Annotated in this window: 32 protein-coding genes, 1 tRNA gene and 1 pseudogene; 26 read left to right on the top strand and 8 right to left on the bottom strand. The window is 59.2% G+C overall.

All coding sequences use genetic code 11. The annotated features are described in order from the left end of the window. Window positions 1-9: 9 nt before the first annotated feature. The 7 genes from CFBP4996_RS00995 to motA all read right to left on the bottom strand — a co-directional run bounded on the left by CFBP4996_RS00995 (window position 10) and on the right by motA (window position 6,768). Entirely contained in the window at window positions 10-1,302 is a 1,293-nt protein-coding gene (locus CFBP4996_RS00995; RefSeq protein WP_080852687.1) for a flagellin N-terminal helical domain-containing protein, read from the bottom strand. Between the two features lie 308 nt (window positions 1,303-1,610). After that, window positions 1,611-2,048, bottom strand: a complete 438-nt coding sequence (locus tag CFBP4996_RS00990; RefSeq protein WP_004432518.1) for a BspJ family T4SS effector nucleomodulin — start codon at window positions 2,046-2,048, stop codon at window positions 1,611-1,613. A 5-nt stretch (window positions 2,049-2,053) separates the two neighbouring features. Further along, a complete protein-coding gene (flhB, locus tag CFBP4996_RS00985; protein ID WP_004432517.1) occupies window positions 2,054-3,136 on the bottom strand; it encodes a flagellar biosynthesis protein FlhB in 1,083 nt (360 codons plus the stop codon). A 128-nt stretch (window positions 3,137-3,264) separates the two neighbouring features. Next, window positions 3,265-4,308, bottom strand: coding sequence for a flagellar motor switch protein FliG (gene fliG, locus CFBP4996_RS00980; protein WP_020811423.1), 1,044 nt, complete (start codon window positions 4,306-4,308; stop codon window positions 3,265-3,267). Between the two features lie 27 nt (window positions 4,309-4,335). Further along, window positions 4,336-4,875, bottom strand: coding sequence for a flagellar motor switch protein FliN (gene fliN, locus CFBP4996_RS00975; RefSeq protein WP_080852688.1), 540 nt, complete (start codon window positions 4,873-4,875; stop codon window positions 4,336-4,338). Between the two features lie 64 nt (window positions 4,876-4,939). Next, the gene (locus CFBP4996_RS00970) at window positions 4,940-5,899 is read right to left on the bottom strand and encodes a FliM/FliN family flagellar motor switch protein (protein ID WP_035263931.1); all 960 of its coding nucleotides are present in this window, start codon (window positions 5,897-5,899) and stop codon (window positions 4,940-4,942) included. Continuing rightward, complete coding sequence (gene motA / locus CFBP4996_RS00965) at window positions 5,896-6,768, bottom strand: flagellar motor stator protein MotA (protein WP_004432509.1); 873 nt, start codon at window positions 6,766-6,768, stop codon at window positions 5,896-5,898. The genes CFBP4996_RS00970 and motA overlap by 4 nt, the downstream gene beginning before the upstream one ends. Before the next feature lie 186 nt (window positions 6,769-6,954). Between motA and CFBP4996_RS00960 the strand changes: the two genes are divergently transcribed. From CFBP4996_RS00960 to CFBP4996_RS00880, 17 genes and pseudogenes are all read left to right on the top strand, one after another. Next, window positions 6,955-7,734 carry a DUF1217 domain-containing protein gene (locus tag CFBP4996_RS00960; RefSeq protein ID WP_121490281.1) on the top strand — a complete coding sequence of 260 codons (780 nt, stop codon included), beginning with the start codon at window positions 6,955-6,957 and terminating at the stop codon, window positions 7,732-7,734. Window position 7,735: 1 nt separating this feature from the next. Beyond that, window positions 7,736-8,470, top strand: coding sequence for a flagellar basal-body rod protein FlgF (gene flgF, locus CFBP4996_RS00955; protein ID WP_004432506.1), 735 nt, complete (start codon window positions 7,736-7,738; stop codon window positions 8,468-8,470). Window positions 8,471-8,481: 11 nt separating this feature from the next. Beyond that, a complete protein-coding gene (fliI, locus tag CFBP4996_RS00950; protein ID WP_080852689.1) occupies window positions 8,482-9,888 on the top strand; it encodes a flagellar protein export ATPase FliI in 1,407 nt (468 codons plus the stop codon). A 42-nt stretch (window positions 9,889-9,930) separates the two neighbouring features. Continuing rightward, window positions 9,931-10,455, top strand: a complete 525-nt coding sequence (locus tag CFBP4996_RS00945) for a hypothetical protein (RefSeq protein ID WP_233283552.1) — start codon at window positions 9,931-9,933, stop codon at window positions 10,453-10,455. A 171-nt stretch (window positions 10,456-10,626) separates the two neighbouring features. Beyond that, window positions 10,627-11,019 (top strand): flagellar basal body rod protein FlgB, encoded by a 393-nt coding sequence (flgB, locus tag CFBP4996_RS00940; RefSeq protein ID WP_004432502.1) that lies wholly within the window; start codon window positions 10,627-10,629, stop codon window positions 11,017-11,019. A 3-nt stretch (window positions 11,020-11,022) separates the two neighbouring features. Then, on the top strand, window positions 11,023-11,442 hold the full coding sequence (gene flgC / locus CFBP4996_RS00935; RefSeq protein WP_004432501.1) for a flagellar basal body rod protein FlgC: 420 nt from the start codon (window positions 11,023-11,025) through the stop codon (window positions 11,440-11,442). Beyond that, window positions 11,439-11,774 carry a flagellar hook-basal body complex protein FliE gene (fliE, locus tag CFBP4996_RS00930; RefSeq protein ID WP_020811276.1) on the top strand — a complete coding sequence of 112 codons (336 nt, stop codon included), beginning with the start codon at window positions 11,439-11,441 and terminating at the stop codon, window positions 11,772-11,774. The genes flgC and fliE overlap by 4 nt, the downstream gene beginning before the upstream one ends. A gap of 18 nt (window positions 11,775-11,792) precedes the next feature. Further along, complete coding sequence (gene flgG / locus CFBP4996_RS00925) at window positions 11,793-12,581, top strand: flagellar basal-body rod protein FlgG (protein ID WP_004432499.1); 789 nt, start codon at window positions 11,793-11,795, stop codon at window positions 12,579-12,581. 20 nt (window positions 12,582-12,601) lie between these two features. Continuing rightward, window positions 12,602-13,090, top strand: coding sequence for a flagellar basal body P-ring formation chaperone FlgA (gene flgA / locus CFBP4996_RS00920; protein WP_059760559.1), 489 nt, complete (start codon window positions 12,602-12,604; stop codon window positions 13,088-13,090). 71 nt (window positions 13,091-13,161) lie between these two features. Further along, window positions 13,162-14,208, top strand: a pseudogene (locus CFBP4996_RS00915) (flagellar basal body P-ring protein FlgI); the annotation flags it as partial. Beyond that, window positions 14,205-14,741, top strand: coding sequence for a MotE family protein (locus CFBP4996_RS00910; protein WP_004432496.1), 537 nt, complete (start codon window positions 14,205-14,207; stop codon window positions 14,739-14,741). The pseudogene CFBP4996_RS00915 and the gene CFBP4996_RS00910, both read left to right, overlap by 4 nt. Continuing rightward, window positions 14,738-15,457: a flagellar basal body L-ring protein FlgH gene (flgH, locus tag CFBP4996_RS00905; RefSeq protein ID WP_020810646.1), complete on the top strand. Its 720-nt coding sequence runs from the start codon at window positions 14,738-14,740 to the stop codon at window positions 15,455-15,457. The genes CFBP4996_RS00910 and flgH overlap by 4 nt, the downstream gene beginning before the upstream one ends. A 28-nt stretch (window positions 15,458-15,485) precedes the next feature. After that, window positions 15,486-15,986: a flagellar basal body-associated FliL family protein gene (locus tag CFBP4996_RS00900; protein WP_080852691.1), complete on the top strand. Its 501-nt coding sequence runs from the start codon at window positions 15,486-15,488 to the stop codon at window positions 15,984-15,986. Next, entirely contained in the window at window positions 15,983-16,720 is a 738-nt protein-coding gene (fliP, locus tag CFBP4996_RS00895) for a flagellar type III secretion system pore protein FliP (protein WP_004439940.1), read from the top strand. The genes CFBP4996_RS00900 and fliP overlap by 4 nt, the downstream gene beginning before the upstream one ends. Before the next feature lie 372 nt (window positions 16,721-17,092). After that, the gene (locus CFBP4996_RS00890) at window positions 17,093-18,013 is read left to right on the top strand and encodes a flagellin N-terminal helical domain-containing protein (protein ID WP_020810649.1); all 921 of its coding nucleotides are present in this window, start codon (window positions 17,093-17,095) and stop codon (window positions 18,011-18,013) included. A gap of 408 nt (window positions 18,014-18,421) precedes the next feature. Next, window positions 18,422-19,384, top strand: coding sequence for a flagellin N-terminal helical domain-containing protein (locus CFBP4996_RS00885; protein WP_020810650.1), 963 nt, complete (start codon window positions 18,422-18,424; stop codon window positions 19,382-19,384). Between the two features lie 240 nt (window positions 19,385-19,624). Beyond that, window positions 19,625-20,566, top strand: a complete 942-nt coding sequence (locus tag CFBP4996_RS00880; protein WP_059760551.1) for a flagellin N-terminal helical domain-containing protein — start codon at window positions 19,625-19,627, stop codon at window positions 20,564-20,566. Window positions 20,567-20,753: 187 nt separating this feature from the next. On the opposite strand, the gene CFBP4996_RS00875 is transcribed toward CFBP4996_RS00880, so the two are convergent. Further along, window positions 20,754-20,828: transfer RNA gene (locus CFBP4996_RS00875), tRNA-Thr, on the bottom strand. A 155-nt stretch (window positions 20,829-20,983) separates the two neighbouring features. On the opposite strand from CFBP4996_RS00875, the gene CFBP4996_RS00870 reads away from it, so the two are divergent. The 9 genes from CFBP4996_RS00870 (at window position 20,984) to yacG (ending at window position 26,851) form a co-directional block, all read left to right on the top strand. After that, complete coding sequence (locus CFBP4996_RS00870; protein ID WP_080852692.1) at window positions 20,984-21,250, top strand: hypothetical protein; 267 nt, start codon at window positions 20,984-20,986, stop codon at window positions 21,248-21,250. A gap of 103 nt (window positions 21,251-21,353) precedes the next feature. Further along, a complete protein-coding gene (gene murA / locus CFBP4996_RS00865; protein WP_004432483.1) occupies window positions 21,354-22,646 on the top strand; it encodes a UDP-N-acetylglucosamine 1-carboxyvinyltransferase in 1,293 nt (430 codons plus the stop codon). A gap of 114 nt (window positions 22,647-22,760) precedes the next feature. Then, window positions 22,761-23,201 carry a DUF2948 family protein gene (locus tag CFBP4996_RS00860; protein ID WP_004432481.1) on the top strand — a complete coding sequence of 147 codons (441 nt, stop codon included), beginning with the start codon at window positions 22,761-22,763 and terminating at the stop codon, window positions 23,199-23,201. Between the two features lie 133 nt (window positions 23,202-23,334). Further along, a complete protein-coding gene (hisD, locus tag CFBP4996_RS00855; protein ID WP_080852693.1) occupies window positions 23,335-24,633 on the top strand; it encodes a histidinol dehydrogenase in 1,299 nt (432 codons plus the stop codon). Window positions 24,634-24,636: 3 nt separating this feature from the next. Then, window positions 24,637-25,110 (top strand): UPF0262 family protein, encoded by a 474-nt coding sequence (locus tag CFBP4996_RS00850; RefSeq protein WP_004432477.1) that lies wholly within the window; start codon window positions 24,637-24,639, stop codon window positions 25,108-25,110. 2 nt (window positions 25,111-25,112) lie between these two features. After that, window positions 25,113-25,601, top strand: a complete 489-nt coding sequence (locus CFBP4996_RS00845) for an arsenate-mycothiol transferase ArsC (protein ID WP_004432476.1) — start codon at window positions 25,113-25,115, stop codon at window positions 25,599-25,601. A 143-nt stretch (window positions 25,602-25,744) separates the two neighbouring features. Next, the gene (gene infA / locus CFBP4996_RS00840) at window positions 25,745-25,963 is read left to right on the top strand and encodes a translation initiation factor IF-1 (protein ID WP_003503453.1); all 219 of its coding nucleotides are present in this window, start codon (window positions 25,745-25,747) and stop codon (window positions 25,961-25,963) included. Between the two features lie 33 nt (window positions 25,964-25,996). Continuing rightward, window positions 25,997-26,620: a Maf-like protein gene (locus tag CFBP4996_RS00835; RefSeq protein WP_020010410.1), complete on the top strand. Its 624-nt coding sequence runs from the start codon at window positions 25,997-25,999 to the stop codon at window positions 26,618-26,620. A gap of 3 nt (window positions 26,621-26,623) precedes the next feature. Further along, window positions 26,624-26,851 carry a DNA gyrase inhibitor YacG gene (gene yacG, locus CFBP4996_RS00830; protein WP_065654468.1) on the top strand — a complete coding sequence of 76 codons (228 nt, stop codon included), beginning with the start codon at window positions 26,624-26,626 and terminating at the stop codon, window positions 26,849-26,851. The last annotated feature ends 146 nt before the right edge of the window (window positions 26,852-26,997 follow it).

Genomic DNA, 26,997 nt, shown 5'->3' with positions numbered 1-26,997 from the left:
CCAGACCCGTTACTTGAAGAGCTGGAGGATATTTTCCGCATTGGCGTTGGCGATGGAGAGCGCCTGGATGCCGAGCTGCTGCTGCGTTTGCAGCGCCTTCAGCCTGGTCGATTCCTCGTTCATGTCGGCATCGACGAGACGGCCGATGCCCTTGTCGATCACATCCATCAGGCTGGAAACGAAGTTATCCTGCATGCTGATGCGGCTCTGCAGCGAACCCAGGCTGGAAGCCGTGCTGGTCATCGCCTCAAGCTGCCCGTCGACGAAGGACATCATCATGTCGATGGCGTCTGCGTCGGTATAGGTCGTGCCGCCGCCGGCAAAACCGCCCATGGCCGCGGCAACGATATCGAGATTGCCGAGATCGAGGGTGGAGACGGAAAAGCCGAGGGAACGATCGGCGGAAGCCGCTCCGCTGCTGGTATCGTAAAACCAGTCGTTGCTGCTGGTGTCGCGATAGGCGGGAGAAACGGTGATGCCGCCGCTCGACGGATCCGTCCCCGTCACCTTGACCCATACATTTTCGGCAAGGCGGAGATAATTGGCGGTGCCGTCGCTATAGACATTCGGATCCGTATTCGTATCCGTCGTCGCGGCATTCAGCGCGCCGATTTCTGCATCGGTTAGCTTCGGCACGACAAAACCCGCCTCCGTCGCCGTGCCGGCGGTCGTCGACGTCTGGGTGACTTCATATTCCGTCTTGCTGACGAAAACGGCGTTTTTGTCGAGAATACCGAGCTTTCCGCCACTGAGGTCGAAAAGCACGGTGCTGCTGTCGAGCGTGTAGTCAACGGTCGTGACCCCGACATTGCCCGAGCCTGTGCGGGTGAAGGATGCAACGACCTTTTTGGTGATCGATTCTTCAACCGGCGGCGTGCCACCGTTGCTGATACTGGCCTGCAGCCAGTTTTCACCCGAGAAGGAGGCCGATTCGGAGATGCTCTTCAGCTGTTCCTGAAGCTGCTTGATTTCATCCTGAATCTTGCTGCGGTCGGCGCCCACGCCATAGGCGGCAACGAGCTTGGCCTTGATCTGCTTGACGACCTCGATCGTGCTTTCAAGCGCGTCATAGGCGGTGTCGACCTTGGCGGCGCCCAGACCCAAAGCATCCTGCACGGCCGAAAGCGCATTATTGTCGGAGCGCATCGTCGTTGCAATGGACCAGTAGGCCGCGTTGTCCGCCGCAGTCTCGACACGATAGCCGGAGGACACGCGCGCCTGCGTCGTTTCCAGATTCTTGTCGATCATCCGCAGGGTTTGCAGCGCGGCCATTGCCGCCGCATTGGTCAAAATGCTGGTCATGGGGTCCACCCAACTCAAAATTTAAGAAAAAATCCGGCGCTGTGCCGACAACGAGCAGGGGCATCATGCGCATCGGCAATGGCCTGAACCGACCACCGCGACCTGCCGTTCGTTAACAAATCGTTAATGCGATAGGTAACAAACAACGAGACTGATTTGCAAGGCGTTCCTCGCTTTCGCAGCCGGGTTTCGCATAAACCGGCAGGCTTCAGGCAAGCTCGGGTTAAAACGCACCGGAACGAGGCCGTTGCGCCCGCGATTTCGGCGCGCGCAACGGACATGACGGAAATAGGGAGCGGGTAATCCGGTTAAGCCGCTTCGCCCTGACGGGTGGGCACGAATCGGGCAGCCGTCAGGCTTTGACGAAGAAACTCGGTGTTCTCGTCCGGATTTTCGGAAGGGTTCTGAAACGAGACGTGATTGATCTCAATCGCCGCATGTTCGTTGGCGAGCGTCAATCGCGCATAGACCGTGGCGCCCTTCGGCTTCAGTTCGAGATCGAGGACGATCTCCGGCGCGCCTTCCCATTCGAGCTTATATTCGCCGCCGGCGCCGAAATTGATCGTACCGGGATGATAATAAAGCTCCGCAGCCGATGAAACGAGGTCGGCGATACTGCCGTAGCACTCGAATCGGAGCAGCGAAATCAGGTCGGCCGGGTCTAACAATCGAAGTTCGGTGGCGATCGGGTTGATCGCCTCTGCGACGATCATTTCCCGCTGTTCGGAATAGGCGGATTTTTTCATTGGTTTTATTGAACCCGTATTTTCGATGACTTCATGGCGTAAACCCGGTGAACGAGCTCAGCCACAGCCTTGTAAAAGACTGGTGGAATCACACTATCTACCGAGACTTGCGCAAACATGGAGCGTGCAAGCGGCGGGTCTTCAAAAACGGGGATATTGTTTTCTTCCGCAATCTCGCGGATTTTCAATGCGATAAGGTCCTGACCCTTGGCGACAACAACAGGTGCGTCGCCTTCTTCGCGAACATAACGCAGCGCCACCGCAAAGTGTGTCGGGTTGGCGATGACGAGTGTGGCGCGCGGCACGTTGTTGATCATGCGGCGGCGGGCGCGGTCGCGGGCGATGGAGCGCTGGCGGGATTTGACCACGGGGTCGCCCTGCGACTGTTTGTATTCTTCCTTCACCTCATGCTTCGTCATCTTCAGCTGGCTGAACCAGTGGTGGCGCGTCCACAAAACGTCGACGGCGGCAAGCAGCGCGGTCGAAAGCAGAATCACGACCATCATCTTTTTGACGATCTCGACCACCCGGACGAAAATCACCTGCGGATCGGAGAACATCAGATCGATGAGGCTGTAAAAATCGCCACGCAGGGCAAGGAACATGATGACCGAGACGATCATGATCTTGAATACGGATTTGCCGAATTCAACGAAACCCTGCTTGCTGTAGATGCGCGTGAAGCCCTTCGCCGGCGAGACGCGCGACCATTGCGGACGCACCCGCTCAAGCACCGGCGACGGCAGGTTCTGGAAAAACGACGAAGCAAGCCCGAAGACGATGAACATGATCATCGCCGGCATGAGCAGATAGGCCATCGAGGTGCCGAGAAAATACAATAGCGACAGGGCATCCGGCCGGGTGCTGAGGTCCCACTGTTCGGGCTGGCCGAACAGGTCCTTCAATGTGACGCCAAGACGACCGGCGCCATCGGGCAGGAAGAAAACCAGGTAACAGTAAAAGGCAAGCGACGAGGCAAAGATCGGCACTTCGCGGGAAAAGGGAAGATTGCCCTTTTCCGCCGCATCGCGGAGTTTTTTCTCCGTCGGGGCTTCTGTTTTACTGTCCTTGTCCTGATCGTCTGCCAAGGCACGTCCCCGGGATCAAAAAAAGGCCCGCCGATCACGGCAGGCCGTCATTCCCGAAACTAGCGTCCGTGACCGGCCATCGCAATGGCCGCTTTCGCCGTAAGGACGGGTTATCAACCGGCTTCCGCTCAAGCGGCGGCCGGTTGTTCCTCCGCGGAGGCTTCCTTCAGCTGGATCTGGCCGGAATTGGCCAGCCGGATCGCTTCCTGCGCGACGGCGCGGCGTGCAATCGCCACTTCGCGGGTGTTGATCGAGGCCTGCGGCACCGCAAGGTCCGATTCGATCATGCGGCGCTGGCGCGGGCTGATGCTGGAGAGCACGCATTCCTTGATTTCCATCGTGGCGCCGCGCAGCGCCATCGTCAGAACATCGGCCGAAACATCGTTGAGCAGCAGGACGCGGCTGCGCTGCGGCATGAACATGAGGTCGTCGAAGAGGAAGATCTTCGGCTTGACCTTGTTGGCGGCTTCCTTGCTGAGCGTCTCGAGCGAGCTGAGCAGCGTATCGACCTGCGGCTTGTCCAGTTCGTTCATCAGATCGGCAACCTTCGTGGAACCGCCGGCATTGCGCTCGGCTTCGATTTCGTTGATGAGGTTGACCACACGCTTCTCGATGATCTGGGCAGCCGTGGGGCTGACTTCCTTCATGTTGACGGTGCGGTTCATGATATCGGCGCGCTGCTCTTCCGGAATGGTCAGGAGAACCTTCGCACCGAAGGACGAGGGCAGCATGGAGAGAATATAAGCGATGGTCTGCGGATGTTCGCGCAGCAGGAACTTACCGACGAATTCCGGCTCGGCTTCCTGCAGGCGGTCCCAGATCGATGCTTCATAGGCCTGGAAGGCGGCGCGGCGTCCGAGAAGGCTGTCCACCTCTTCAGGGGTCAGGCCTTCTTCGAGAATGCTCTCGATTGCCTTGGCATTGTCCATCAGACCCGTTCCTTCGGTGAACAGGTCCTCGAACTCGGCTACGATCTGGGCAAGCTCATCGGGAGGAATGACGCGCAGGGTCTGGGCCGAGGAAATGATCATCTGCAATTCGTGCTGCGTGAAAAATTTGAGCAGCTTGCCGGCGACGCCCTTGCCCATGGCAAGAAGCACCGCGGCCGCCTTGTCGGCCTGAGACAACGGCTTCCCTGCCAGGGGGTTACCGAAATCCTCGAAGTCCATCATGGTCTTTCCTCTCCGTCCCCACAGGGATCAGGCTTTTCGCGTACTCAGTACTTCAATCAATTTTACGCCGAAGCGCGTATCGTCGTCTTCCAGAACCGTTATTTCACCGCGCGCAATACGGCGGCCATTCACCATGATTTCGACCGGCTCCCCGATCTTGCGGTCGAGTGCGATCGTCGCTCCTTCTTCAAGGCTCATCAGCCCCGAAACGAGCATTCTGCTGGTGCCGAGAACGATCTGGACATCGATCGGGATGTCCATGATCATTTCCATGTTTTCGGACAATCCGCTGCCAAGCGGCGCCTTCACGCCCGCAACCTGCGGGGCGGCGACAAAATCATCCATCCCAAAATCGGCCGTTCCGCCACCGAAAGCGGAAAGGTCGGTATCCGTCGAAACCTCGTCCGTGCTTCCGAAATCGCCGAAGTCGCCGAAATCGGAGAGCGAACCTTCCGCATCCGTCTTGAGGACGCCACGCAGATCGCCGATAGCCTGGTCGAGGTCGCCGCCGTCTTCAAACGACGGCAGCGCCGCATCATCGGTCACAGGTGTTTTCTTCGTAGCCATGCGCTGATTATTCCCTTTGAAACTTGCGTCAACCTGCCCAAATCCCCGAAGGCCGGGCAGGATTTTAACCCATCAAATGTCGTAAGATCTCGTCGTCCGTGCTGACATTGTTCTTCACCCGAACCATGTAGCGGTCGCCGGACTTGCCGAATTCGCAATTATAGAGCTTGGAACCGTTGGCGCTGACCTCGACGCCGATATCGTCCTGCTTCAGAGACTGGAACGGAATGACATCGCCGGCCACCAGCTTCGAGATCGTCCGCAGCGTCAGCGTTTCGAGCTTGATGCGCGCCTCGAGCGTGACCTGCGATCGCTTCACCTGCTCCGAAATCATCTCCATCCATTCCTCCTGTTTCTTCAGCGCCTGGGCTGAAGCCTTTGGGGCAACGATGGAGGTCTTGAGCAGGGGTCGCTGCGGCACGATCAGCGAGAATTCCGACGATACCTTGCCGATATCGATCTTCAGGCGGATGGTCACACCGTAAAGGCCGGCGATCATCTCGTCGAAGGCGCTTTTACCGTTGGAATTGAAGGGCGGATCGATGGCCGCCTCAAAACCGCCCGGCGCGTTGACACCGGAGCGCAGGACACCCGCGATGCGGCCAAGAACCATGGCCGCGAGGTCGAGTTCGATATGGGACAGGCTGCGCTCGTCCGGTTCGCCGATCATGTCCGGCGACGCGCCCAGCATGCGCTCCATGAGCGCGATGACGAAGCCGTTGCCGACCGTCATCATGAAATTGGGGCACCAGTTGCGCAGGGAACAATCGGCAACCGCGACATTGCGCCCGACATTGGCGATGAGGTCGGTCATCAGTCCCGATTCGGAGCCGACATATTCCACGTCGATCGCGATGCCGGTTTCGCTGTGGAAGATATCAGGCAGGAATTCGCTGTAGAGATGGCCGATATCGGAACCGATCTTGGCAATCGTCTTGCGGTCGGACAACCCACCCGTCAATTTTGCGAGAAGGGCGGTGTCGATGGCGGGTGCTTGTTGCGCTGCAGCTTTTGCCATCGTCATGCCGCCTTGTTTTCGCCGCCGGGGTTCATCATCTCCTGCTCGACGGCGTCAATCGACGGCCGCTCGTAGTTGGAGATGGTTTTGCGGCCGTATTCGAGCGCGACCTGCGGCACCGAGCCGTTCATGTAGGCGATCAGCGTCTGCTTGACGATGATGTAGAGGCGATGCTGCTTGGTGCGGACGATCTTGACCTGCGACGCCAGCGGGTTGCAGATCGAATAGGACAGGATGATACCGAGCATGGTGCCGACGAGTGCGGCGCCGATCAGGCCGCCCAGCACTTCCGGCGATTCGTTGATCTTGCCCATGGCCTTGATGACGCCGAGAACCGCCGCGACGATACCGATGGCGGGGAAAGAATCGCCCATGGTGGTGATCGCGTGATAGGGCTTCAGCTTGTCGTTCAGGATGGTCTCGATTTCCTCATCCATCAGCGCCTCGATTTCGTGGCTGCGGGCGTTGCCGATAATGATGAGGCGGACGTAGTCACAGATGAACGAGGTCAGTTCCTTGTTTTTCAGAACCGAGGGCGCGCTCTGGAAGATCGAGGATTCTTCCGGATTGTCGATATGGGCCTCGATCTCGTTGCGCGATTTCGTGCGCAGATCGCGCATCAGCGAATAAAGCACGCCGAGCACGTCGAGATAGTTTCGCTCCTTCGGGACCGAATGCTTGAAGGCCTCGCCGAGCGCCTTGCCCGAATCCTTCACGACCTTCATGGGGTTCGCCATGATGAAGCCGCCGAGACCGGCGCCGCCAATGATCATCAATTCGAACGGCTGAATCAGCACGTCCAGATGACCGCCCATCGCCATATAGCCGCCGATGATGCAGCCGAAGGTGATTATAAGTCCAATTACAATATTCATTGATCGACCACGCCCGAACAGTGTTCCATGCCGCCATGTCTAAAAAATGTGGCTTGCGTGAACCTGTCCGCAAAGCCTCTCCCGCGCTCCCGCCTCCAGCCAGTTTCGCACAAGCAAGCCACGGCACTATGCCGGCAAAGGCGGACGTGCGCCTTGAGATCGGGATCAAACGAGAGCGGCGGTTCAGTGACTTCCACCTACACCAGCTACAGACTGATCAGTCAGGATATCGGCAAATCGCTTGAGCGGGTGTCGGAGCAGCCCGACGTGGCGCGCGAGACCGAATATTACCGCGCGAAGATCGGCGATGTGAAATCCATCGACGACTTCATGGCCGATACGCGCCTTTACAATTACGCGCTGAAGGCCCACGGGCTCGAGGACATGGCCTATGCCAAGGCCTTCATCCGCAAGGTGCTGACGGAAGGCACCTCGGACAAGGACGCCTTCGCCAACAAGCTTTCCGACAGCCGCTATGCGGATTTTGCGAAGTCGCTGGATTTTGCCAGCCTCGGTGCGGCGGCGACCGCCACCGAGGCCGCCAAATCGGGCGTCATCGGCAAATACACCCGCCAGACGCTGGAACAGGAAGCGGGCGACGACAATAACGGCGTCCGGCTCGCCCTTTATTTCGAACGCAAAGCGTCAACCATCACATCCGGCCTCGACTTTCTGGCCGACGATGCGCTCGCGCAGGTGTTTCGCACGGCCTACAACCTTCCCGACGAGTTTGCCGCCGCCGATGTCGACAAACAGGCGGCGCTCATCGAAAAAACCATCGATATCAAGGATCTGCAGGATCCCGAAAAGGTCGGAAAGCTGCTCGAGCGTTTCACCATCATGTGGGAAATGCAAAACCCCTCGACGACCTATGATCCTCTCGCCGTTTTCGGCTCCTCCAGCGGCTACGGCATTTCCCCCGACCTGCTGATCTCCATCAACTCCCTGAAACTCGGAGGCAAATGATATGCAATCCGGACTATACGTCGCCCTGTCCTCGCAGATCGCGCTGGAGCGCCGTCTCACCACCATTTCCGACAATATGGCGAATGTGAACACGGTCGGCTTCCGCGGCTCCGAAGTGAAATTCGACGAAATGGTCGCCAAGAACCACAATGACATGAATGCCCGGGTGGCCTTCGTTTCGCAGGGCAACGACTATCTTTCCACCCGTCAGGGCGCTTTCGAGCAGACCGGCAATTCCTTCGATTTCGCCATCAAGGGCGACGCCTGGTTTTCGCTGGATACGCCCGACGGCCAGATTCTGACCCGCGACGGCCGTTTCACCATGCGTCCGGACGGCGCGCTCATCTCCTCGAACGGTTATCCCGTTCTCGATGCCGGCGGCGGTCCGATCCAGCTCAATCCGAATGGCGGCCCGATCACCGTCGGTCTCGACGGCGCCATCCGGCAGAACGAAAACATCGTCGCTACCCTCGGTATCTTCCAGGCGGATTTCTCGCAAGGGTTCCTGCGTCATCCCAATAGCGGCGTGAAGCCGGTGGCCCAGCCGGTTCCGGTGGTCAACAATCATGAAGTCGGCGTCGTTCAGGGCTATCTCGAACAGTCGAACGTCAACGGCATTTCCCAGATGACCCAGCTCATCCAGGTCAACCGCGCCTTTGAAAGCATCTCCTCGCTGATGCGCGATACCGAATCGACCTTCGGCGAAGGCATCAAGACGCTTGGCGGCGCGCGTTGAGGAACTGAGTAATGACAATGCCGGAATCCATGCTCTCGGCTGACGCCATTTCACCGAAGCTCGCACAGCTCGCCAGCCTTGCCGGGCATTATGCCGATCCGGAGTTTTCGGTGGCGCATGGCGGGCATGTCCGCACCATCGCCGCCGGGCACTATACGGTTTCAGGCCTGTCACGGCATGTGCGGCTCGGAGAATTCGTCGCCCATCGCAGCGCGACCGGCATTCATCTCGGCGAAGTGGTGCGTGTGGAACCGGACATCTGCTATGTCTGCCCCATCGAGCCCGGCGAGCCGATCGGCATTCACGACACCGTCATCCGCAAGGGCGCTTTCCGCGTCTCGCCCGACGACAGCTGGTGCGGACGCACCATCAATGCGCTCGGCGAACCTATCGACGGCCAGGGGCCGCTGGCCTCCGGCATCGAGCGCCGTTCGATTTCCAACAATGCGCCGCCCTCGATGACGCGCAAGCGGGTGGAAACGCCTTTCAAGACCGGTGTGCGGGCAATCGATATCTTCTCGCCGCTTTGCCTCGGCCAGCGCCTCGGCATTTTTGCCGGTTCCGGTGTGGGCAAATCCACGCTGCTGTCGATGCTCGCCAAGGCAGACGCCTTCGACAAGGTGGTGATTGCGCTTGTCGGCGAACGCGGCCGTGAAGTGCGCGAATTCATCGAAGACACGATGGGCGAGAATATGAGCAAGTCCATCGCCGTCGTTGCGACAAGCGATGAAAGCCCGATGCTGCGCAAGATGGCGCCGCTTTCCGCCGTCACCATCGCCGAACATTTTCGCGATCAGGGCGACAATGTCCTTCTCATCATCGACAGCGTGACGCGCTTTGCCCACGCGATCCGCGAAGTGGCGGTCGCTTCGGGAGAGCCTCCGGTGGCGCGCGGCTATCCCGCCTCGGTATTCACCGAACTGCCGCGCCTTCTGGAGCGGGCGGGACCGGGTGCGGAAGGCACCGGCACCATCACCGCCATCGTCTCCATTCTGGTGGATGGCGACAATCACAACGATCCGATTGCCGATTCGACCCGCGGTATTCTCGATGGCCATATCGTGCTCGACCGCAGCCTTGCCGAAGAAGGTCGTTACCCGCCGATCAATCCGCTCGCCTCGATCTCGCGTCTCGCCAAGAAGGCCTGGACACCGGATCAGGAAAAGCTGGTGTCGCGCCTCAAGGCGCTGGTGCATCGCTTCGAGGAAACGCGCGATCTTCGCCTCATCGGCGGTTATCGGCCCGGCACCGATCCTGATCTCGACATGGCGGTGAAGCAGGTTCCGATCATCTATGAAACGCTGAAACAGCTGCCGAGCGAACCGGCGGCGCCGGATGCCTATGCCGATCTGGCGACCGCATTGCGCGGTGGAGCACAGAATGGCCAGCCCCAGGTAAACCCGAGAATGAGAGGCTGACCCGTGAACAAGAAGCGGAACGACACTAGCCACGATGAAGACGTGCTGCCCAGGCCCGTTTTCTTTACGCCTGACCGTATTCTCGCATGGACGGGCATCGGGCTTGCCGCTGCAGCGGCCTTTTTCCCCTGGTACGTGTTTTTCAACGAAGAAAAATTCGGCATGAAGGTGGCGGGCGGCGACCGCACCCGCGATCTGCCCCATACCGGCCCACGGGAAGTCTTCAGCGTTTCGCCAATGGCCATGACCAACCGCAACAAGGAAGACACCCCGCCGCCGGCGGAGCTGCCCGACATGTTGACGACGGCGACCGTGAACGCAGGCGGCAAGGAAAAACAGAACAATCTGGCAGCCGGGATCGAGGATCAGCCTTTCCCCGGCCAGACCTCCTTCCGTCTGCTGCATGTTTCCAACGGGCGCGCCCTGATCGAGGACGGTTCGGGCATGTATATGGTGAGGGTCGGCTCTACCCTGCCGGACAATGCGTTGCTGACGAAGATCGAGCAGCGCAATGGCGAATGGCTGATAGAGACGTCTTCCGGGAAAACCTATCGCCCTGAAAAATAGAAGATCTTTCTCTGGTTCAAAAGGCGCGCCGCATCTGCCGGCGCGCCTTTTTTGTTTTGGGCAGGCCGCATCCATATCCGCGTCTTGCGTCGTTCCGCGCCTTCTCCCCTCTCCGCAAGTCTGACGCAAGATTAGCCCCGTAGGTTCGGGCCATACGAGATGGAGAAGTCTATGCAACCGATTCAACTGTTCGATCTGGCATCCCGCCAAGCGGAATGGCTGAGCGTGCGGCAGGAAGTCGTGGCGACCAACATCGCCAACGCCAACACACCCAAGTTCCGCGCCAAGGATGTCAGCCCTTTCGAAGCGGTCATGCAGGCCACCAGCCAGCAGGTCGGCATGGCGAGGACCAACCCTGCCCACTTCGGCGAGAGCACCCTCAGCGACAATATCGCGGTGCGCGACAACCCGGTCAATAACGAGATCGGCATGCAGGAATCGGGCAATTCGGTCGCGCTTGCGGAAGAAATGACCAAGACCGGCGAGATCAAGCGGCAGTATGAGCTGAACGCCAATCTCGTCAAATCCTTCCATCGCATGATGCTGATGACGGTTAAGAGGTAAGCCATGGATCCCTTGAGTGCGGCGAGCAAGATTGCCGGCAGCGGCCTGGAAGTGCAGTCCACACGACTGCGCATCGTCTCCGAAAACATCGCCAACGCCAGATCGACCGGCGACACCCCCGGCGCCGACCCCTATCGCCGCAAGACCATCACTTTCGGTTCCGAGCTCGACCGCGTCAGCGGCGTGGAGCGCGTAACGGTGAAGAAGCTCGGCGTCGACCGTGGCGATTTCGTCAACGAGTACGATCCCGGCAACCCGGCCGCCGACAGCAACGGCATGGTGAAGATGCCGAACGTCAACATCCTGATCGAAATGGCGGACATGCGCGAAGCAAACCGCAGCTACGACGCCAATCTTCAGGTCATCCGCCAGACACGCGACCTCGTCGCCTCCACAATCGACCTTCTGAAGGCATCGCAATGATCGACGGTATCAAGCAAGTCAGTTCCCTTTCGCTCACCCGCGGCGCAAGCGGCATTTCCTCACTGACGGAAAGCGTTTTCGGCAGCGAGCAGACGACGCCCGCCCAGCAGACGGGCGCAAGCTTCGCCAGCGTTCTCGGCAATATCTCGGTGGATGCGATGAACAATCTTAAGAAGGCGGAAGTCGCTTCCTTCGAAGGCATTCAGGGCAAGGCGAATACGCGTGAAGTGGTCGATGCCATGCTTTCGGCCGAACAGTCGCTGCAGACCGCCATCGCGCTCCGAGACAAGATCGTGTCGGCCTATCTCGACATTACCAAGATGCAGATCTAGCCCAGCAGGAATATTGACATGAGAGCTCTTGCCATCGCTGCCACCGGTATGGACGCCCAGCAGACCAATCTGGAAGTCATCGCCAACAACATCGCCAATATCAACACCACCGGTTACAAGCGCGCGCGTGCGGAGTTCACCGATCTTCTTTACCAGACCGAGCGCATGCAGGGCGTGCCGAACCGCGCTAACCAGGCGATCGTGCCCGAAGGCGCAAATATCGGCCTCGGCGTGCAGACCTCGGCCGTGCGCAACATCCACACCCAGGGCAACCTGATCGAGACGGGCAACAAGCTGGATGTCGCGATTATCGGCCAGGGCTGGTTCCAGATCGAGGCGGCGGACGGTTCGACGCTCTACAGCCGCGCCGGCGCCTTCAACAAGAATGCCGACGGCAATCTGGTGACGATCGATGGCTATAACGTCATTCCGAACATCAATATCCCGACCGACGCGCAGGACATCACCGTTACCCGCACGGGACAGGTGACCGCCCGTATCGGCAATGCCACGGAATTCACCGAACTCGGCCAGCTCACCATCGCCAACTTCGCCAACGAAGCCGGCCTGAAGCCACTTGGCGACAACCTTTTCGCCCAGACGCCGGCCTCCGGCGACGCGGTGATCGGCGTGCCTGACGATCCGAGCTACGGCTACATCAAGCAGTCCTATCTCGAAGGCTCGAACGTCGACGCCGTCAAGGAAATCACCGACCTGATCACGGCGCAGCGCGCCTACGAGATGAATTCCAAGGTCATCACCACTGCTGACGAAATGGCTTCGATTGTCAGCAAGAACCTGAAGTAAGAGCGGAAAGGCAGGCGAACATGAGGTTTGGCCGGAAACATAGCAGCAGCAGAACGGCGCTCGTCCGTATATGCCTTGCGTCTGCCTTTTCACTGGGCGCCCTGACGCCCGCTCTTGCCCAGGCGCCGATGGCGCTGGTTCCCACCCGCACGATCTATCCGGGCGAGACGATCACGCCCGAACAGGTGAAGCCGGTGGAAGTGACCAATCCCAATATTTCCTCGGGTTATGCGAGCGATATCAGCGAAGTGGAAGGCATGATCTCCAAGCAGACCCTGCTTCCCGGACGCACGATCCCCGTTGCCGCCCTGCGCGAACCCTCGCTTGTGGTGCGCGGCACCAGCGTCAAACTCGTCTTCACCATCGGCAACATGACGCTGATGGCTTCGGGAACGCCGATGACCGACGGCTCGCTCGGCGAAATCGTGCGGGTGCGCAACATCGATTCCGGCGTCATCGTCAACGGCACGGTCATGAAGGACGGAACCATTCAGGTGATGGCGAAATGAGAGTGCTTCGTATCCTGGCCGCGGCCATTCTGTTTTCGGCCCAGCCCTTCCTTTCCGTTCCGGCAGTGCACGCGGACACATCCCGCATCAAGGATATCGCATCGCTGCAGGCGGGGCGTGACAACCAGCTGATCGGTTACGGTCTCGTGGTCGGCCTGCAGGGCACGGGCGACAGTCTGCGCTCCTCGCCGTTTACCGAACAATCCATGCGCGCGATGCTGCAGAATCTCGGCATCACCACGCAGGGCGGCCAGTCGAACGCCAAGAACATCGCCGCCGTGATGGTGACGACCAATCTGCCGCCCTTCGCCAGCCCCGGCAGCCGTGTCGACGTGACGGTCAGCTCGCTGGGCGACGCCTCTTCGCTGCGCGGCGGCACGCTCATCATGACCTCGCTTTCCGGCGCTGACGGGCAGATTTACGCGGTCGCCCAGGGTGCGCTGATCGTCAACGGCTTTTCGGCGCAGGGCGATGCCGCGACGCTGACGCAGGGCGTCACCACCTCCGCCCGCGTGCCGAACGGCGCGATCATCGAGCGGGAGCTGCCGTCCAAGTTCAAGGATTCGGTCAATCTGGTCCTTCAGCTGCGCAATCCCGATTTTTCGACGGCGGTGCGCGTCGCCGATGTCGTCAACGCCTTTGCGCGCGCCCGTTATGGCGATCCCATCGCCGAACCGCGCGATTCGCAGGAAATTGCGGTGCAGAAGCCCCGTGTCGCGGATCTCACCCGGCTGATGGCGGAAATCGAAAACCTGACCGTGGAAACGGATACGCCGGCCAAGGTCGTCATTAACGAGCGCACCGGCACGATCGTCATCGGCGCGGATGTGCGCATTTCCCGCGTCGCCGTCAGCTACGGAACGCTGACCGTGCAGGTGACGGAATCGCCGCAGGTCATCCAGCCGGCGCCATTCTCGCGCGGCCAGACGGCCGTGCAGCCGCAGACGGATATCATGGCATTGCAGGAAGGCAGCAAGGTCGCCATCGTCGAAGGGCCTGACCTTCGCACGCTGGTTGCCGGTCTCAACAGCATCGGGCTCAAGGCGGACGGTATCATCGCCATTCTGCAAGGCATCAAATCCGCCGGCGCCCTTCAGGCGGAGCTTGTGCTGCAATGATGGAAACCCGGAAGAACAACGCTTTCCCGAATGGTCTTGTCCGCTTCGCGGCCGTCGCCTCGCTGCTTTTCCTGCTTCCCGCTGCTGGCGCCGAAAGCCAGCAGAACGTGGTTTCGGAACTCAGCACGCAGGATGAAATCCAGAAATTCTGCACCAACATCGCCGATGCGGCCCGCGACCAGCGCTATCTGCTGCAAAAGCAGGAGCTGGAAAAGCTGCAGTCCGACGTCAACGAGCGCATTGCCGTGCTGGAAGACCGCAAGGCGGAATATGAGGATTGGCTGGCCCGCCGCGAACACTTCCTCAATCAGGCGAAAAGCAATCTCGTCGATATCTACAAGACGATGAAGGCCGATGCCGCCGCACCCCAGCTCGAAAAGATGCATGTGGAAATAGCGGCCGCCATCATCATGCAGCTGCCCCCGCGCCAGTCGGGCCTCATCCTTAGCGAGATGGATGCGCAGAAGGCCGCTGTCGTCGCCGGCATCATGTCGCAGGCAACCGATAAAAACACTTCGAAGGATCCTTCATGAGCACGCGTCGTCTTCCGGCCCTCCTCCTGCCGCTCGCCTTGCTTGCCGGCTGCCAGAACAACCAGACCCTGAAGGAAATCGGCAACGCACCCGCGATGAGCCCGATCGGCAGCGGCCTGCAATTCAGCCAGACGCCGCAAATGGGCATGTATCCGAAGCAGCCGAAGCACATGGCGAGCGGCTATTCGCTGTGGAGCGACAGCCAGGGCGCCCTGTTCAAGGATCTGCGCGCCCTCAACATCGGCGACATCCTGACCGTCAACATCCAGATCAACGACAAGGCCGATTTCGACAACGAGACCGAGCGCAACCGCACCAATTCCAGCGGTTTGAACTGGAAGGCGGATGCGCAGGTGTTCGGCTGGAACCCGAAGGCCGATTCCAGCATCAATTACGGTTCAGACACCGACACCCAGGCAAAGGGCAAGACCAAGCGGTCTGAAAAGCTGACGCTGCTGGTGGCCGCCGTGGTGACCGGCATTCTGGAAAACGGCAACCTCATCATCAGCGGTTCGCAGGAAGTGCGCGTGAACCACGAAATCCGCATCCTCAATGTCGGCGGTATCGTCAGGCCGCAGGATGTGGATGCACAGAACATGATCTCCTACGAGCGCATCGCAGAAGCGCGCATCTCCTATGGCGGTCGCGGACGTCTGACGGAAGTGCAGCAGCCCCCGGTCGGGCAACAGGTCGTCGACCTGTTCTCGCCGCTCTGACCTCGGCACACGGGAACGGGACTGACCCATGGAAAACGAACAGGCTGAGGGCAAGAAAAAATCCTCCCCTCTGGTCATGACCATCGCAGGCGTTGCGATCCTCACCCTGCTCGGCGCGGGCGGCGGCTGGCTGGTGGGCGACATGATCGCGCCGAAGATCGCCGGCGCGGAGGCGCATGCCCCGACTGCCGCCGGCGGACATGGCGAGAAAAAGGAAGAGGGGATCGAGAAAATCTCGGCCGAGGCGAACGGCATCGTCCAGCTCGATCCCATTACCACCAACCTCGCCTATCCCTCGACGAACTGGGTGCGGCTGGAAGTGGCGCTGATGTTCAAGGGGCCGGTCGAGGTGGGTCTGGCGGAAGATATCCACCAGGACATCATGGCCTATGTCCGCACCGTTTCCCTTCAGCAGCTGGAAGGGCCGCGCGGCTTTCAATATCTTAAGGATGACATTCAGGAACGAGTTGACCTGCGCTCTCAAGGGCGCGTATCCAAGGTCATGTTCCGGACCTTTGTCATCGAATGATTCGATTTCTTGTAACCATCGCCGTCCTCCTTGCCTTGCCGGGCCTTGCCAATGCCCAGCAATTTCCGTCCGATCTGTTCAACACGCAGATAGACGGCTCCGTCGCGGCATGGATCATCCGCACCTTCGGCCTGTTGACGGTTCTCTCGGTCGCGCCGGGCATCCTGATCATGGTCACGAGCTTTCCGCGCTTCGTGATCGCCTTTTCGATCCTGCGCTCCGGCATGGGACTGGCCTCTACCCCGTCCAACATGATCCTGCTGTCGATGGCGATGTTCATGACCTTCTACGTCATGTCGCCCACCTTCGACAAAGCCTGGACCGACGGCGTCCAGCCGCTTTTGCAGAACCAGATCAACGAACAGCAGGCCGTGCAGCGCATCGCGGAACCCTTCCGCACCTTCATGAACGCCAATACGCGTGACAAGGATCTGAAGCTTTTCGTGGATATCGCCCGCGAGCGCGGCCAGGAAGTGATGACCGACAATGTCGTCGATTACCGCGTGCTCGTTCCGGCCTTCATGCTGTCGGAAATCCGGCGCGGTTTCGAGATCGGTTTCCTGATCATCCTGCCGTTTCTAGTCATCGATCTGATTGTCGCCACCATCACCATGGCGATGGGCATGATGATGCTGCCGCCGACCTCGATTTCCCTACCGTTCAAGATCCTGTTCTTCGTGCTGATCGACGGCTGGAACCTGCTGGTCGGCAGTCTCGTCAGATCGTTCAACTGACGGCCTCTGTGCCTGATTGACACCCGTTAACTCTGTTTTTTAACCCCGCGTGCCCAGACACGCGGGTTTTGCGCGTTTTTACGCTTTGGTTACCAGTTTTTCTGGCGACTTGGTAACTATCTTTTTAAATAAAAAAATTACCATTTAACTAAATCAAAAAGTAACCATAAGTATTTTCCAATATTTCTTGGCCGCCAAATTAATAATTGGGCAATTTTTCGCTGCGAATTTCTTTCTACACGCAGCGGGTTTGGTTTCTGAAACTAAGCATTTCCGAACCGAGTGGCATGAAGCCGAAACGTTGCGACCGGTAATACCAAACCCGGTATGTCCCCACTCCAGTATCTCGTAAAAACAAGGGACACATTTATTATGGCAAGCATTCTCACCAACACCAACGCAATGGCCGCTCTCTCGACCCTGCGTTCCATCGCTTCCGACCTGTCGACCACGCAGGACCGCATTTCTTCCGGCCTGAAGGTTGGTTCGGCTTCGGACAACGCTGCTTACTGGTCGATCGCGACCACCATGCGTTCCGACAACAAGGCTCTCGGCGCAGTATCTGACGCACTGGGCATGGGCGCTGCCAAGGTTGACACCGCATCTGCCGGTATGGAAGCCGCTATCGATGTTGTCACCCAGATCAAGGCCAAGGTCGTTGCCGCAAAGGAAGAAGGCGTCGACAAGACCAAGATTCAGGAAGAAGTTACCCAGCTTCTCGATCAGCTGAAGTCGATCGGCACGGGCGCTTCGTTCAACGGTGAAAACTGGCTCGTTTCCACCGCCAACGCCACCAAGACGGTCGTATCCGGCTTCGTCCGTGACGACAACGGCAATGTCAGCGTCAAGACGACGGACTACGCGCTGGATGCATCGTCCATGCTCTATACCGAAGCGACGCCGGGCACGATCGATGCCAACTCCGGTATCCTGAACGCTACCGGTGCAACCACCACCGTCGGCGCCAAGACCTACACCCAGATTTCCGTTCTCGACCTCAACGTCGGCACCGATGACCTGGACAACGCTCTTTACTCCGTTGAAACGGCCCTGACGAAGATGACCAGCGCCGGCGCCAAGCTCGGCTCGCTGTCTGCACGTATCGACCTGCAGACCGACTTCGCCGACAAGCTGTCCGACTCCATCGAAAAGGGTGTTGGCCGCCTCGTCGACGCCGACATGAACGAAGAGTCCACCAAGCTGAAGGCTCTGCAGACGCAGCAGCAGCTGGCAATTCAGGCTCTGTCGATCGCCAACAGCGACTCGCAGAACATCCTGTCGCTCTTCCGCTAAGAGCTGAACTTCTCATAGCCCTTCGGGGCTGGGGGACCCATTTTCTTCCCACATGCATTCGGGGGCTGACCAAATGCATATCCGGGCAGAAAGCATAAAGGTTCGATAGGCTGAATCGAACCGAATGCACCAGACAGGCCGCATCCCGAATAAGGATGCGGCCTTATCTTTTTTTTAAATATTTCGGGATACGCGCGCGCACGCGCGAGAGTTGTAATTTTGAATTTTCATAATGCTGATTTTCTTTTCCCGCTTATCAATTCATTAACCAAACTGGCGTTACCTAAGCTCATCGAAACGGCGAGCTAACGTTAAAAATCAGCCAGTTAGCAGGCATGATGCTGTGCGCCGTTCCCGGTGAAACCGGAATGTCCCTTCTTTAATCAGCCATTCAAGGGGCACACTACTATGACGAGCATTATTACCAATGTCGCAGCAATGTCTGCGCTCCAGACTCTGCGCACCATCGGCCAGAACATGGAATCCACCCAGGCACGCGTTTCCTCCGGCCTCCGCGTTGGCGAAGCTGCTGACAATGCTGCCTACTGGTCGATCGCGACCACCATGCGCTCCGACAACATGGCGCTTTCCTCGGTTTCCGACGCTCTCGGCCTCGGCGCCGCCAAGGTAGACACCGCTTCTGCCGGCATGGAATCGGCAATCGAAGTCGTTAAGGAAATCAAGGCAAAGCTGGTCACGGCAACTGAAGAAGGCGTCGACCGCACCAAGGTTCAGGAAGAAATCGATCAGCTGCAGAACCAGCTCGTATCGATCGCACAGGGCGCATCCTTCTACGGCGAAAACTGGCTCGTAGGCGCGTCGACCCTCGGCGCTACCACGCCCGGCACGGACCCGGACAAGTCGGTCGTTGCTGGCTTCGTTCGCTCCACCGGCGGTGCCGTTAACGTCACGACCACGAAATACGCCCTCGACAGCACCGCTACCGGCAACACTCTTTTCGGTTCGGTTGACTCCGCAGGCGTCCCCGATACGACCGGCATCCTCGGCACGACCGGAACGTTCACGACCGTCGCCGCCCAGTCCGTCTACACACTGGACATCACCCAGTATGCAGCCGCAGACCGCGCCACCAACATGGCCGAAGCACTGACGCTGGTTGAAAACTCCCTGAAGGCAATGACCAGCGCCGCAGCCAAGCTCGGCTCGCTCTCCATGCGTATCGGCCTGCAGGAAGACTTCGCTTCCAAGCTGTCCGACTCCATCGACAAGGGCATCGGCCGCCTCGTGGACGCTGACATGAACGAAGAGTCCACCCGCCTCAAGGCCCTGCAGACCCAGCAGCAGCTCGGCGTTCAGGCTCTCTCGATCGCCAACAGCAACTCCGAAAGCATCCTGTCGCTCTTCCGTTAATCGAAGACCGAAAGCGAAAAAATCAACCGCGCCGAAAGGCGCGGTTTTTGTTTGTGCAATTGACTGCAAAATTCATAAATTTCTTGATTAAGACTTCATTAACCAAATCACCGCTAAATCAAGCCATCGAAACGACTCGTTAACCAAGACGAAAAAGAGGTTAACAGGCATCACGCCGCGTTGTCGTTTCCGGCGATCCCGGAATGTCCCTTCCCATTTAGCCAGCTCAGAGGGGCAATTATGACAAGTATTCTGACAAACACCGCCGCCATGTCGGCGCTTCAGACCCTGCGTGCGATCAGCGGCCAGCTCGAAGACACCCAATCCAGAGTTTCTTCCGGGCTGCGCGTTAAAACGGCTTCCGACAATGCCGCTTACTGGTCGATCGCGACCACCATGCGTTCGGACAACATGGCCCTTTCCGCGGTTCAGGATGCACTGGGACTGGGTGCCGCGAAGATCGATGTCGCTTATTCCGCAATGGAAAGCGCCGTCGAAGTCGTGAAAGAAATCAAATCGAAAATCGTCGCGGCAACCGAAGAGGGCGTCGACAAGACGAAGATCCAGGAAGAAATCGACCAGCTGAAAAAGCAGCTGGAATCGATTGCGCAGGGCGCATCTTTCAGCGGTGAAAACTGGTTGCTGGGCACCGGCGCAAAGACCGTCGTTTCCGGCTTTGTCCGTGACGGCAGTGGTTCCGTCAACGTTACGAAAACCGACTATACGCTTATCGATACGACGACCGCGACAGAAACACCCAATGTGATTTTTGGACTGACCGGCACGCCCGCAACGCTCGACACCACAAAAGGCATCATCGGAGAGGCCGGCGTAGCCTCGGGCATTTCCGTATGGGACATCGATCTCAAACTTTTCGATAGTGCAACGCCCCCGACCTACACGATCGGCAATCTTCTCACCGATGTCGAAACCGCGTTTCAGTCGCTCAGCAGCGCATCTTCCGCCCTCGGCTCCATCAAGATGCGCATCGGCCTGCAGGAAGACTTCATCTCCAAGCTCACCGACTCCATCGACAGCGGCATCGGCCGCCTGGTGGATGCGGACATGAACGAAGAATCAACACGCCTCAAGGCATTGCAGACACAGCAGCAGCTGGGCATCCAGTCGCTTTCCATCGCCAATACCAGTTCCGAAAATATCCTGTCGCTATTCCGTCAGTAAGCGGCGCCCGATGGCTACGGGCGGTTTCGTCCCGCTCTGGCAGCAACAGAATATTCGGATATGGAAACCGCGCTTCGCAAGGGGCGCGGTTTTCCATTTGCCGCTAACTGCGTGGCGCGCGCATGCATCAAACGCCACAGGCGATCGGTTCAACAACCGCGTAAGCATTTGAAATTTTGGAGAGAAATGGTGCTGCTAGAGAGATTTGAACTCTCGGCCTCTCCCTTACCAAGGGAGTGCTCTACCCCTGAGCTATAGCAGCATCCGGTGCCGAAGCGTTTGCTTCAGCATCAAGCGTGGCGGCCTATTGCCATAGGTTTTTGACGAGCGCAAGTCGCAAAACGATATTCTTCATCAAGCGGGGCAAAAAAGCGTGCCCCCTGTTGAAAAATACATTTTTCAGATATTGCTGAATCTATGAACGAACATCATGACAAACAGGCAAAGGCAGCGGTTTCCGCCGGCGCTTCCGCGGAAGCATCCGCCTCGGTGGCCGATGGCAAGCCGCAGGCGGGGCCCGGCGAAAAGGCGCGACAGCGCGAGGCGGAACGCAAGGCGCGGGCGGCCAAGAAGCTTCGTGAAAATCTTTTAAAGCGCAAACAGCAGGTTCGTGCGCGCCGTGCCGGCGAAGAGGACGAGACGATTGGCCTGCCTGCCGCAAAAACGGACGAATCATCCTCATAGAGAATTCACCAAGCATAAATTGAAACGCCGCGGAAATTCGTCTAAGGACGCGCCTTTCCGCAAGGCACGATAAAGAAAGGCGGGCACAGGCCCGTAGGGACGCATGGATCGCATCAGAATTACGGGTGGCAACAAGCTAAACGGCATCATTCCCATCTCCGGCGCCAAAAACGCCGCCTTGCCGTTGATGATCGCATCGCTTCTGACCAGCGACACGCTGACGCTCGAAAACGTGCCGCATCTGGCGGACGTGGAGCAGCTCATCCGCATTCTCGGCAATCACGGCGTCGATATTTCCGTCAACGGTCGCCGCGAAAGCCAGGGCGAAGCCTATTCCCGCACCGTGCACTTCACCTGCCGCACCATTGTCGATACCACCGCACCTTACGAGCTGGTTTCCAAGATGCGCGCAAGCTTCTGGGTCATCGGTCCGCTTCTGGCGCGTGAGGGCCGCGCCCGCGTTTCCCTGCCCGGCGGCTGCGCCATCGGCACGCGCCCGGTCGACCTGTTCATCGAGGGCCTCGAGGCGCTCGGCGCAACGATGGAGATCGATGGCGGCTACATCAACGCCACAGCGCCCAAGGGCGGCCTGATCGGCGCGGTTTACACCTTCCCGAAAGTTTCCGTCGGCGCGACGCATGTGATGCTGATGGCCGCAAGCCTTGCCCGCGGCACCACCGTCATCCACAATGCCGCCCGCGAACCGGAAGTGGTGGATCTGGCGCAATGCCTGATCGCCATGGGCGCGAAGATCGAAGGCGCCGGCACCTCCACCATCACCATCGAAGGCGTCACCTCGCTTTCCGGCGCGCGCCACCGCGTTCTGCCGGATCGTATCGAGACCGGCACCTATGCCATGGCGGTGGCAATGACCGGCGGCGATGTGGTGCTGGAAGGCACGCGCGCAGCGCTGCTCGACAACGCGCTCGACACGCTCAGACTTGCGGGCGCGACGATCAGTGAGACGGAGACAGGCCTTCGCGTCGTGCGCAACGGCAACGGCATCCAGCCGGTCGATATCGTCACCGAGCCCTTCCCCGGCTTCCCCACCGACCTGCAGGCGCAGTTCATGGCGCTGATGACCCGTTCGCAGGGTGTTTCGCATATCACCGAAACCATCTTTGAAAACCGCTTCATGCATGTGCAGGAACTCGCCCGTCTCGGTGCGAAGATTTCGCTTTCCGGCCAGATGGCCCGCATCGAGGGCGTCTCCCGCCTGAAGGGCGCGCCTGTCATGGCGACCGACCTGCGCGCTTCCGTGTCGCTGGTCATTGCCGGCCTCGTGGCGGAAGGCGAGACCATGGTTTCGCGCGTCTACCACCTCGATCGCGGCTTCGAACGCCTCGAGGAAAAGCTCACCCGCTGCGGTGCGCTGGTCGAACGCGTCAGCGATTGATCCTGTCTTTGCCGCTCATCCGTTTTCTACCCGTTGCAGAGTGGGCCCGGACTGCCTATTTCCAATGTAAGTCATGGAAATAGCGGTCCGCACCGCAGAAGAAGGAAGAAAAAGATGAGCGGCCTGAAATTGCTCGCGCTGGATACTGAAGATCTCTCCGTCATCTCGACGCATATGCAGGACAGTGTCTTCAAGCTGAAGGATGTTGCCTTCGAGCCGAAGCACGGTCAGTTCACGCTTTCCGCCAACCGTTTCGTCTGGGAAAGCACTGACAAAAAGAACCTGCCGCCGGAACGCTGCCGCAGCGTCGTTTTCCTGAAACGCGTCTCGGCCGTCCGCTCGCACGGCATCAACCGCGCCGACAGGGAACAGGTGCTGTCGCTTCTTGCCATCCGCTTCGTGCAGAACGGCGAAGGACCTGATGGAGCCGTGGAATTGACGCTTTCGGGCGGCGGCGCCATCGCGCTCGATGTCGAATGCATCGAGGCGCAATTGACCGATGTGAGCGGCGCCTGGGAAACGGCGGCCAAACCGCACCATCCAGACAGCGAATAAGCACACCGCGCCATTGCAACGGTTGCCTTTCGTCACCGTTTCGATTTATGCCACATACCAGAGCCGCAATTTTTCTGCGGTAAGTTCGTGCACCTCGCGGGATCGCCCGCGGGGACAATGAAAGGGTAATGGCGTGGCAATCTGGCTGGAGCAGGCGTCGGCGGATTTCGAACAGAAATTCGCGGCCTTCCTGACAACCAAGAGAGAAGTTTCCGAAGACGTCAACGCAACCGTTCGCGAGATCATCAACGATGTCCGACATCGCGGCGATGCGGCCCTTGCCCATTATTCCCAGAAATTCGACGGTATCGATTTCACCAAGGTTTCGATGCGTGTCACGGCGGATGAGATCGATGCGGCCTTTGCCGCCGTCGACGGGAGCGTCATCGAGGCGCTTGAACTCGCTGCCCGGCGTATCGAAAAACACCATGCGCGGCAGATGCCGAAGGATGATATTTATGAGGACGATATCGGCGTGGGTCTCGGCTCGCGCTGGACCGCCATCGAGGCCGTGGGCCTTTATGTGCCCGGCGGCACGGCCAGCTATCCAAGCTCGGTGCTGATGAACGCCGTGCCTGCCAGGGTTGCCGGTGTGGAGCGCATCGTCATGGTCGTGCCGGCCAATGGCGGCGCGGTCAATCCGGCGGTGCTGGCTGCGGCGCGTATTGCGGGTGTCGAGGAAATCTATCGCATCGGCGGCGCACAGGCCGTCGCCGCACTTGCCTATGGCACGGAAACCATCGCGCCGGTCGCCAAGATCGTCGGTCCCGGCAATGCATATGTCGCGGCCGCAAAACGCCAGGTCTTCGGTACCGTCGGCATCGACATGATCGCCGGTCCCTCCGAAGTGCTTGTCATTGCCGACAGGGACAATGATCCCGACTGGCTTGCCGCCGATCTTCTGGCGCAGGCGGAGCATGATCGCGGCGCGCAATCCATCCTGATCACCGACGATGCCGAACTCGGCAAGGCCGTTGAAGCCGCTGTCGAGCGGCAATTGAAGCGCCTGTCACGCTCCGAGACGGCGGCGGCAAGCTGGGCCGATTTCGGCGCGGTCATTCTGGTCAAAAAGCTCACCGACGCCATCCCGCTCGCCAACCGCATCGCCGCCGAGCATCTGGAACTTGCCGTCGATGACCCGGATGCGCTGATGGCGCATATCCGCAATGCGGGTGCGATCTTCGTCGGACGCCATACGCCGGAAGTGATCGGCGATTATGTCGGCGGCTCCAACCACGTGCTTCCGACGGCGCGGTCGGCGCGCTTCTCCTCCGGGCTTTCGGTGCTGGATTTCGTCAAGCGCACCTCGATCCTGCGGCTTGGACCGGAGCAGTTGCGACAGCTTGCGCCCGCGGCCATCACCCTTGCCCGGTCCGAGGGACTGGACGCGCATGCGCGTTCCGTCTCCATTCGCCTCAATCCGGAAAGTTAAGCGATGGCTTCAGGCGATTTCCGGCTTTGCGACGTGGTACTGGACGACAGCATCGGCCGGTCCACGCCCGACGTGGAGCATGAACGCGCCGTCGCCATTTTCGACCTGATCGAAGAAAACAGCTTCGAACCCTTCGGCCATGATGGCGGCCCCTATCGGCTGCATATATCGCTGGTCGATGCCAAGCTGGTTTTTTCGATCCGCACCGAAGACGAGAAGGATGTCGCGACCCATATTCTGTCGCTGACGCCGTTCCGCCGCATCATCAAGGATTATTTCCTGATCTGCGAAAGCTATTACGAAGCGATCCGCTCCTCTACGCCGAGCCAGATCGAGGCGATCGACATGGGCCGGCGCGGCATCCACAATGATGGCTCGCAGACCCTGATGGACCGGCTTTCCGGCAAGATCAGGATAGATTTCGACACGGCGCGCCGCCTCTTCACCCTTGTCTGCGTGCTTTATTGGCGGGGTTAGAGATGATCGATCCTGCCGCAGCGCCAAACGAGGGACGAGCGCCGAAATCGGTCCTCTTCATGTGCGGCATGAACTCCATCCGTTCCCCCATGGCGGAGGTCATCGCCAAACGGCTGGTGGCGCCCGGCATCTATATACAGTCCGCCGGCGTGCGGGCCGGCGAGCGCGATCCATTCGTAGATGCGGTGCTGGAAGAACAGGGTTTTTCGCTCGGCAAGCACAAACCGCGCACTCTGGACGAGATCGAGGATGATTTTTTCGATCTGATCATTACATTGACGCCGGAAGCCCATCACGCCGCACTGGAACTGACGCGCTCGAATTCGCTCGACGTGGTCTATTGGCCGACCATGGACCCGACGGTGATCACAGGCACGCGCGAGCAGATTCTCGACGCCTATCGCGAGGTGCGGGACCATCTGGCAAAGCTGATCTCGGAACGACTGCCGAGGCGGCAGCAGCCGGTGGCGGATACGCTTTCAAAAGACTGAAAACTGCCTCGGCCTGTTAAAATCAATCGCGATTTTCAAGCCGATGCTTTAGAGGTTCACAAATGTGCCGGGATTGTGTAGTTTCCGCGCAATTTTCCCGGACTCGATATGTCCGGCACTATCAACAGGAAGAAAACCCTTACATGACAAAAGAAGAAGTCCTTGAATTCCCGGGCATCGTAACCGAATTGCTGCCGAACGCAACATTCCGCGTGAAGCTTGAGAACGACCACGAAATCATCGCCCACACGGCGGGCCGCATGCGCAAGAACCGTATCCGCGTTCTGGCCGGCGACAAGGTGCTGGTCGAAATGACGCCTTACGACCTCACCAAGGGCCGCATCACCTATCGCTTCAAGTAATCCACCTTCCGCATCGGACGCCCGGGCAGCGCAATGACCAATTCAAAACAAAAGCTCGTTCTGGCATCCGGCTCGCCGCGGCGTCTGGAGCTGCTGCATCAGATCGGTATCGAACCGGCACGTCTGATGCCGATGGATATCGACGAGACGCCGGCCAAGCTCGAGCATCCGCGCACGCTCTGCCGCCGTCTGTCATTGCAGAAGGCGGAAGCCGCGCAGGCGGCGCTGAAGAACGAACAGGCGTGGAAAGACGCCTATGTTCTGGGATCCGATACGGTGGTCGCCGTCGGTCGCCGCATCGTCGGCAAGGCCGAATATACGGAAGAGGCCTCGGCGGCGCTGCATCTTCTCTCGGGACGCAGCCATTGGGTCTATACCGGCATCTGCCTCGTGACCCCCGGCGGCAAGATTCGGCAGAAGGTGGCGGAGACCAAGGTGCGCTTCAAGCGCCTCTCCACGCGGGAGATCGAGGCTTACATCGCGTCTGGCCAGTGGCGCGGCAAAGCGGGAGCCTATGGCATCCAGGGCATTGCCGGCGCCTTCGTGCAGAAACTGACCGGCTCCTATACCAATGTCGTCGGCCTGCCGCTTTATGAAACCATGTCGCTTCTTTCCGGAGAAGGATTTGAGGTGACTTCGGGCTGGCTCGAAGGATAGGCCATGGCAAAGTCCCCCACCGAAGGCGCTGGAAACGTCACCCCGCTTCGCAAATCCCAGCCATGCCCGGAATGCGGGCGGCCCTCGACGCGCGAAGACTATCCTTTCTGTTCGGATCGCTGCCGCTCGCTCGATCTCGCCCGCTGGCTGAACGGCTCCTACGCCATTCCGGTTGCGGACGATGAAAGCAGCGCCGGCGGACAGGACGGCGGTAAAAATAACGCCGAATGAGAACCTGCACCGCCGGAAACTTCGGCGGTGAATTGCATAAGATTTTCAGAGCCACCGCTCACACCACATATTCACCGGGTTGCCGACAGCCCGAAAAACCATATCAGAACCGGCTGACGCCTTTTTCCGCCAGCCCCTTAAGGTCT

It is taken from the genome of Agrobacterium leguminum, assembly GCF_005144435.2.
GTDB lineage: Bacteria > Pseudomonadota > Alphaproteobacteria > Rhizobiales > Rhizobiaceae > Agrobacterium > Agrobacterium leguminum.
Note: the sequence above shows the minus strand (reverse complement) of the source record. Positions and strands in the feature narration are given on the sequence as shown.